Origin of the sequence: Leptolyngbya sp. 'hensonii' (assembly GCF_001939115.1) — a bacterium.
Taxonomy (GTDB): Bacteria; Cyanobacteriota; Cyanobacteriia.
In genome coordinates this window covers 1-6,888 of sequence record NZ_MQTZ01000027.1, presented here as the reverse complement: position 1 = coordinate 6,888, position 6,888 = coordinate 1, and the positions used below count along the sequence as shown (strand labels likewise).

Annotated in this window: 9 protein-coding genes; 6 read left to right on the top strand and 3 right to left on the bottom strand. The window is 49.9% G+C overall.

Annotated features, from left to right (window positions below; genetic code table 11):
- Nucleotides 1-465: 465 nt before the first annotated feature.
- Nucleotides 466-1,383 carry an AraC family transcriptional regulator gene (locus BST81_RS09540; protein WP_075598316.1) on the bottom strand — a complete coding sequence of 306 codons (918 nt, stop codon included), beginning with the start codon at nt 1,381-1,383 and terminating at the stop codon, nt 466-468.
- Between the two features lie 478 nt (nt 1,384-1,861).
- Here BST81_RS09540 and BST81_RS09535 point away from each other — a divergent pair, with 478 nt between their 5' ends.
- The 6 genes from BST81_RS09535 (at nt 1,862) to BST81_RS27430 (ending at nt 5,385) form a co-directional block, all read left to right on the top strand.
- Nucleotides 1,862-2,770, top strand: a complete 909-nt coding sequence (locus BST81_RS09535; RefSeq protein ID WP_075598315.1) for an NmrA family NAD(P)-binding protein — start codon at nt 1,862-1,864, stop codon at nt 2,768-2,770.
- 339 nt (nt 2,771-3,109) lie between these two features.
- On the top strand, nt 3,110-3,553 hold the full coding sequence (locus BST81_RS09530) for a nuclear transport factor 2 family protein (protein WP_075598314.1): 444 nt from the start codon (nt 3,110-3,112) through the stop codon (nt 3,551-3,553).
- Nucleotides 3,554-3,614: 61 nt separating this feature from the next.
- Entirely contained in the window at nt 3,615-3,785 is a 171-nt protein-coding gene (locus BST81_RS28775) for an SDR family NAD(P)-dependent oxidoreductase (RefSeq protein ID WP_253188197.1), read from the top strand.
- Nucleotides 3,782-4,123 carry an SDR family oxidoreductase gene (locus BST81_RS09525; RefSeq protein ID WP_253188196.1) on the top strand — a complete coding sequence of 114 codons (342 nt, stop codon included), beginning with the start codon at nt 3,782-3,784 and terminating at the stop codon, nt 4,121-4,123. The genes BST81_RS28775 and BST81_RS09525 overlap by 4 nt, the downstream gene beginning before the upstream one ends.
- 33 nt (nt 4,124-4,156) lie before the next feature.
- Entirely contained in the window at nt 4,157-4,891 is a 735-nt protein-coding gene (locus BST81_RS09520) for an SDR family oxidoreductase (protein WP_075598313.1), read from the top strand.
- 248 nt (nt 4,892-5,139) lie between these two features.
- Nucleotides 5,140-5,385 carry a hypothetical protein gene (locus BST81_RS27430; protein ID WP_216351280.1) on the top strand — a complete coding sequence of 82 codons (246 nt, stop codon included), beginning with the start codon at nt 5,140-5,142 and terminating at the stop codon, nt 5,383-5,385.
- Nucleotides 5,386-5,648: 263 nt separating this feature from the next.
- On the opposite strand, the gene BST81_RS09515 is transcribed toward BST81_RS27430, so the two are convergent.
- On the bottom strand, nt 5,649-6,110 hold the full coding sequence (locus BST81_RS09515; RefSeq protein ID WP_075598312.1) for a cupin domain-containing protein: 462 nt from the start codon (nt 6,108-6,110) through the stop codon (nt 5,649-5,651).
- Nucleotides 6,091-6,579, bottom strand: coding sequence for an AAC(3)-I family aminoglycoside N-acetyltransferase (locus BST81_RS09510; protein WP_216351279.1), 489 nt, complete (start codon nt 6,577-6,579; stop codon nt 6,091-6,093). Before BST81_RS09510 ends, BST81_RS09515 begins: the two co-directional genes overlap by 20 nt.
- Nucleotides 6,580-6,888 lie beyond the last annotated feature (309 nt).

The following is a 6,888-nucleotide window of genomic DNA, read 5'->3' as shown; positions in this document are numbered from 1 at the left end:
AGTCAACACTGATTGCACTTTTAATAGATTGATTGAACAATCTAAGCAGTAAAAAAGAACCTAAAAATAATAGGGACAATCAATGAAACCAAACCAGGCTAATGTTGAAGCTTCAATTAGAATAAGAAGCTCAACATGAAGCTAGATTGCTATTGCGTGAAAACTCTAGAAACTCAATCAGGAAAATTGATTCAACATTCCTTGTTGACACCGTCCGGCTCAGGGCCTATGTTGGGCAGCGATCGCGCTCAGTCAGAATTTAGACTAAACAATCATCAGAGCCTCATGAGATAGCAATGTTTGGCTTTGCTGAATGCAAATATGAATTACCCTCATCCCCAACCCTTCTCCCGCAGGAGAAGGGAGCTAAAACTCTTGTTCCCTCTCCTTTGGGAGAGGGCTAGGGTGAGGGCTGCATAAGGCTCAAGCACGAAAATCATACTTCTATTCAGCAACGCCCAATGTTTAAGCTGTCCGTAAACGTTCAATATCCCGAATAGGCGGTGCACCAAACATCCGGGCATATTCGCGGCTGAACTGTGAAGGACTCTCATACCCGACTTGATAAGCAGCTTGAGTTGCATCAGCATTTTCAGCAAGCATTATCTGACGTGCGGTTAACAGTCGCAATTGTTTTTGATATTGCAGCGGACTCATGGAGGTGACTGTTTTGAAGTGGCGATGGAATGAAGAAACGGACATATTCACCTGCTCAGCCAGATCCTCAACCCGTAACGGCTTCGTCAGCTCCGCTTTGATGTGTTTGATCACCTCAGCAATGCGTTGCATAGTGCTGCCAGCAGTGGCAATTTGGCGAACTGCTTCGCTTTGTTCACCCATCAGCAAACGGTAATAAATTTCGCGAATGATCATCGGTGCCAGAAATGAAACATCTTGCGGTGTGTCCAAAAGTTTTGCAAGCCGCAGAGCGCAGTCAATCAACGATGGCTCAGCATTGCTAACGAACCAGCCTTTCACGGGTTCTTTTTGACTCATGCAAGGCTGTGTTTGAGCAATGATCTCACAAAATTGGGCTGGGTCTAGCTTTAGCTTAAAGCCGAGATAAGGTTGAGTGGAAGTCGCCTCGGTCACGCATGCACTCACTGGCAAATCCACCGACAAAACCAGATACTGAGCGACACTATATCGAAAGGTTTCCTCGTTCAACCACAATTCTTTTTGTCCCTGTATCACAATTGCGAAAAGCGGTTCGCTGACACTGGGCATGGCTGCGACAGGATTACATTCTCGCGTGAATTCTAAGGGAGCAATCGCGGTTGCATGGACACCGTTTCCCTGCTTGTCAGTATGCCGATCGACCAATGCCGCCAGTTCTGCACATTGATCGATCGCGCTCTTGTGGCTGAGTGTATCAATCGTCATGCTGTTCTAACTTAACTCTGCTTCTGCGCTCATTATAGGGAAAATTCTCCGTTACCAATGCCTTACTTGAGAGGATTAGGCAATCATCTGCCAGGTTTGTATATTCACGTCAAAGCTTTTCAAATCTAGGATAAATCCATGCCGTCAGAGAAGACTAGCCATTGAACGTTAGATCATTGGACCCATCAAACTGATTAACTGACAAATCTTGCCGCGATTACCTGCCCCGCCCTGTACTAAAGTACGGGCTAATAGCAGGAAGTCCTCTCAAGAGGACTGCAAGAGGCTTGCAACCCGTTTCAACGGGTTTCGTGCTGTCAGCCCGGATTTTAATCACGGGCGGGACAGCAGCGAAGCCAGCAGCCTTTCAGGACTTTTGTCAGTCAATCAGCTCATCAAAAGTAGAACCTGCCGTTGAACTGTGCCGTTAGGTGTCTTCGGTTAGCAAAATTGGTTTCGACATTTCAGGAGGAAATTTATGTTTGTAGTGTTTGGCGCGACCGGACAAACGGGTTCTGTGGTTGCCGATACGTTGCTTGAAAAGAAACTGCCCGTGCGCGTCGTGCTGCGATTAGCGCAAAGCGCAACTGCGAAGCACCCGGACAAAGCTGCGGACGCTTGGCAGGCGAAAGGCGCGGACGTTGCTTTCGCTGATGTCATTGACGCAGATGCGATAACCAAAGCGTTAGACGGCGCGATCGCCGTTTATGCCATGAATCCGCCTGCTTATCAGGCTGCCGATATGTTCACCGTAGCCAAAAACATTGGTGCAGCCTATGTTGAAGCGATCGCGCGATCTAACGTGCAAAAAGTTGTCTTGCTGTCTTCAGTCGGCTCGCAGCACGCCAGTGGAACAGGCAACATCATGACAACTCACTTTTTGGAAAACATCTTCGGCGGTTTAACCATTCCCGTCACTTGCTTGCGGGCGGCATATTTCATGGAAAACTGGAACGGCGTGGCTGCAGTTGCTGCTGCAAAAGGCATTTTGCCGAGTTTTCTTCAGCCGCTCGAACGACCGATTCCAATGGTTGCGGCGAAAGACATCGGGCGCACCGCTGTTGAAGCGTTGACCGAAGATTGGACAGGCAAGCGGATCATTGAACTGCACGGCGCGGCAGATTACTCGCCAAATGATGTTGCTGCCGCTTTCGCTGCTGCGCTCAAGCGCGACGTGCAAGCTGTCGCCCTTCCCGAAAGCGAGTGGCAGGCGACAATCGTTGGTTTCGGTGCCTCGCCTGAAGCCGCTAACGCTTGGTGCGAGATGCTGCGCGGTTTTAATTCTGGTTATATCGTTTTTGAGAGCAATGGCATTGAAACTCGCAAAGGACAAACGACGATCGAAGCTTTCGCTGCCGAAACTGTAAAAGCGCAAAACCTGATTTAGAAGTTCACGCTCAAGGACTCAATGAGAAATGCCTTTTCCATCAAAGCGACACCGAAAAATGTAACAGACGTGAGAGCGAAATAGCTACTTTGTTATGCAACCTTCAGGAGGTTAAAAAATGCATCGTTTGAGTCAGGTTTTGATCGGTACGGGATTGATTGGGCTGCTAGCAGTTCCGGGGATGGCGAAAACGCCTCATCAACCATTGTCTCAGGTCATGCAGTCCAACCCAGTAGGCGTACAAGATACTGAGAGGATCGAACAGCGCAACAAGGAAATCGTCCGGCAGTATTTCGACCGTTGGCGCAACGGAACTGGCAATAACCATTGTCTCAGGTCATGCAGTCCAACCCAGTAGGCGTACAAGATACTGAGAGGATCGAACAGCGCAACAAGGAAATCGTCCGGCAGTATTTCGACCGTTGGCGCAACGGAACTGGCAATTTCTTCGACCTGCTCGCACCAGAAGCAACCTGGACGATTACGGGCACTGGCGCAACTGCGGGCACCTATCGCAAGCAAGCGTTACTTGATCAAGTCATTAACCCAACCAGTGCCCGATTATCGACCCCGATCGTGCCAACAGTACGCGGCATCTGGGCAGATGGCGATATGGTCATTGCTCTGTGGGATGGAGCCGCGACCGCCAAAGACGGCAAACCTTATCGGAACACCTACACCTGGTATTTCAGAATGCAGGACGGCAAAGCGATCGAAGCAATCGCCTTTCTGGATATGCAAGAGTTCAACAGCTTGTGGACAAGAGTTTCGCCGAAGAACTAGTGCTGGTCGCTATGTCACTGAGCCAGAACAACTTCCGTCACTTTAACAAGGAGAACTAACCATGACAAACAACACGAAGATTGCATTGGTCACAGGAGCGAGTCGAGGATTGGGCAAAAATACTGCGTTGGCACTGGCTAAAAAAGGAGTCGCTGTGATCGTGACGTATCACAGCAACGAGGCAGAAGCAAATAGCGTTGTCTCTGAGATCGTAGAAATGGACGGATTGTGAATCTTTCGTCGGGTCTGGCTCGCTTTACGCTACCGGGCTACTCAGCTTATGCCAGCATGAAAGGCGCGATCGAGGTGCTGACTCGATATATGGCAAAGGAACTAGGACACCGACAGATTGCCGTCAATGTTGTGGCTCCAGGCGAGATCGAAACAGATTTTGCGGGCGGTTCAGTCCGTGACAATCCAGAAATCAACAACTTCATCGCTTCGCAAACGGCTCTGGGTCGTGTGGGTGTTCCCGATGATATCGGCGGGGCGATCGCAGCATTGTTATCCGAAGACAACCGCTGGGTGAATGCACAGAGAATCGAAGTCTCTGGTGGTCAGTCTATTTAATTTCAATCCATCCTAAAAGTCAGGAGAACCGTCATGTTGAATGTAGAAAGCAAAGTAATTGCGATCACCGGAGCTAGTAGCGGTATTGGTGAAGCAACTGCTAAATTGCTGGCTCATCAGGGTTTACGGGTTCTGTTAGGGGCGCGGCGCACCGATCGACTGGCAGCGATCGCTACCGAAATTCGCTCTAAAGGTGGCGAAGCAGAATACCGCACTCTTGATGTCACCAACCTCGAAGACATGCAAGCCTTTGTCGAGTTTGCCCAAGCTAAATTTGGTCGCCTTGATGTTGTAGTGAACAACGCAGGCTTGATGCCGCTCTCCAGGTTAGAGGTACTAAAGATCAATGAATGGAACCGCATGATTGATGTGAACATTCGCGGTGTGCTTCACGGCATTGCTGCTGCGCTACCCCTCTTTAAGCAGCAACGATCAGGGCAGTTTGTCAATCTATCCTCGATCGGCGGACACAACGTCTATCCAACCGCAGCCGTGTACTGCGCCACTAAGTTTGCAGTTTGGGCGATTTCCGAGGGACTGCGGCAAGAATCGACAGACATTCGGGTTACGGTGATTTCGCCTGGAGTGACGGAAACTGAACTTGCCAGCACGATTACGGATGCTGAAGCAGCGGAATGGGTGGAGGGATTTCGTGAGGCAGTGATTCCAGCAGATGCGATCGCTCGTGCCATTGCCTTTGCCATTGAGCAGCCAGAAGATGTAGATGTTAACGAAATCATCGTTCGACCGATCGGACAGAGTAGTTAAGTTTAAATCTACCTTACTGGGTGGAATGTAGCTGCCCAAAAATTTATTGTACAGAGTATTTCTGTAGATCCATCCGTATTGGGTGAATCAACGAATGCTTTGCTGTAGATCCAGCTATCTGGGGTGGATCTACAGTAGAACTGCTGTGTATCTGCCCTGATTGGGGTGGATACACAGCAAAGCTCAGCATATTTTTCATGTTTCTATGTCGGGGAAATAATTTCAAGCTATTTCTGAGCCTGAGCACCATGGCCCTCAAAGACTCAACGGAACAGCCCGGAAGGCCCGATCGCCCCCTCTCCCATGCCCAGACAATGCTGCTTAAACAAGTGCGATCGACCTCAACATCAATCGCATGGCTAACTGCAACGGCACGACTGCATCGGGTGCAGGCAAATGGAGATACGATCGCATTCTTTCCCACTATCGATCGCAATTTAACGGATGACGCTGCATTCAAACTGTTAGCTCATACATTCGAATGTGCTCTATGAACAATGCTTCAAGCACAGAGAACATTCAAATCTGCAGCTCATGCATTCGAATAAGCTCTATGGACAATGCTTTAAGCATAGAGAACATTCAAATGTGCAGCCCCTGCGTTTGAATCTGCTTGATCAACAATGCTTTGAGCATCGCAACCATTCGAATGGGGCGTGCATGCATTCAAAATGAGCGTAGGTTGGAAGTCGCTGGGGACTACAACCTCCTCATGCAGATCTGTTGGTCTAGGTCAGCCACCGCTCCATCGATCAGTTCATATCGGACTCGGGATAGGCTCTCCCGCACTGTTGGTCCAGATGTCGTCTGGCAACGATCGGTCGCGGTGACAAACCCAATCGTGGTCAGGATAGGTGATGGTGTCCACTGGTGCCCGCGTACCAACCACCAGGCATCGGGTTGCCCTGGTGCTACGATTCTCGAGAAAGTGGCCGACTGGCACTCCCGCAGGAAAAGTCGCCACATCTCCTGGACGTAGCAAAGTTTCCGTGTCTCCTTCGATGAGCATCACCTCCCCTTCGAGGATGTAAACCATCTCATCCTCAGCGCTATGCCAATGCTTGTTCGATGAACGAGAACCAGGCTGCAGGACTTCGATCAAAGCACCAAACTGGGTCAGCCCTCCTGCTTCGCTGATCCAGAGTGTGCGGTTCGGATCACCCACACCATGAGCTGGGCTTTCCTCTACGATGAAACAATCAGGAGTAATGAGCATCATTGCTGTCCTCAACTGGGATATCGAAATGAAGCACATCTTCGCGAACACCCAGCTTTGTATACAACGCGATGGCGGGTTCATCACCAATATCTGCCTGCACGAAAATCACATAGGCTCCTCGGGCTTTAGCGATCGTCTTCAGCGCCTGAATCAATGCTGTCGCAACACCCTGGCGACGGTGGGTTGCGGCAACAGCCAAATCATAGATGTAGATCTCGCTGCGCTCTTGCTCAAATTTCATCAACTCATAAGCTGCGATGCCACCCACAACTTCATTGCCCTGCAACGCAACGAGCGCGATGAAGGAGTCGCTGCCGAGCAGCCGAGCAAGATAAGCCGCCCCAGGACGATTCCCACCATAAATCTCCACTTCGTCAAAGGCTTCGCCAAAGGTTTGCAACATGGCTTCCATCAACGCTATCTCATGAGGCGCAATCTGGTGAATGCTGAAGTGGGATAACAAAGACAAGCACACCTCCTGAACTATATTACAGCGTCCATATTCCGCAGCAAACAATCTCAAACACTCACTGATCACCTTTCAACGATCGGGTGCAAGCGGATGATGCGTTCGGCTTTGCCATTGAGGCCAGATATTAGATCCGCTGAGGATCGAAAATTAAATAAAGTGGGGGTTTGGGGGTAACGCCCCTGCACCCCAATTGTTCATCTTACTTAGTTCGTGATCCTTAGGAATGAGAATTAAATAACACCGATAAACTCCTGATTGCCCTCACCCCCCTGCCCCCTCTCCCGCTGGGAGAGGGGGAGGGGGCAG

What these genes read in the sequence shown, in the direction of transcription:
- BST81_RS09540 (WP_075598316.1), bottom strand. Translation starts at nt 1,383, where the DNA reads ATGACGATTGATACACTCAGCCACAAGAGCGCGATCGATCAATGTGCA.
- BST81_RS09535 (WP_075598315.1), top strand. Translation starts at nt 1,862, where the DNA reads ATGTTTGTAGTGTTTGGCGCGACCGGACAAACGGGTTCTGTGGTTGCC.
- BST81_RS09530 (WP_075598314.1), top strand. Translation starts at nt 3,110, where the DNA reads ATGCAGTCCAACCCAGTAGGCGTACAAGATACTGAGAGGATCGAACAG.
- BST81_RS28775 (WP_253188197.1), top strand. Translation starts at nt 3,615, where the DNA reads ATGACAAACAACACGAAGATTGCATTGGTCACAGGAGCGAGTCGAGGA.
- BST81_RS09520 (WP_075598313.1), top strand. Translation starts at nt 4,157, where the DNA reads ATGTTGAATGTAGAAAGCAAAGTAATTGCGATCACCGGAGCTAGTAGC.
- BST81_RS27430 (WP_216351280.1), top strand. Translation starts at nt 5,140, where the DNA reads ATGGCCCTCAAAGACTCAACGGAACAGCCCGGAAGGCCCGATCGCCCC.
- BST81_RS09515 (WP_075598312.1), bottom strand. Translation starts at nt 6,110, where the DNA reads ATGATGCTCATTACTCCTGATTGTTTCATCGTAGAGGAAAGCCCAGCT.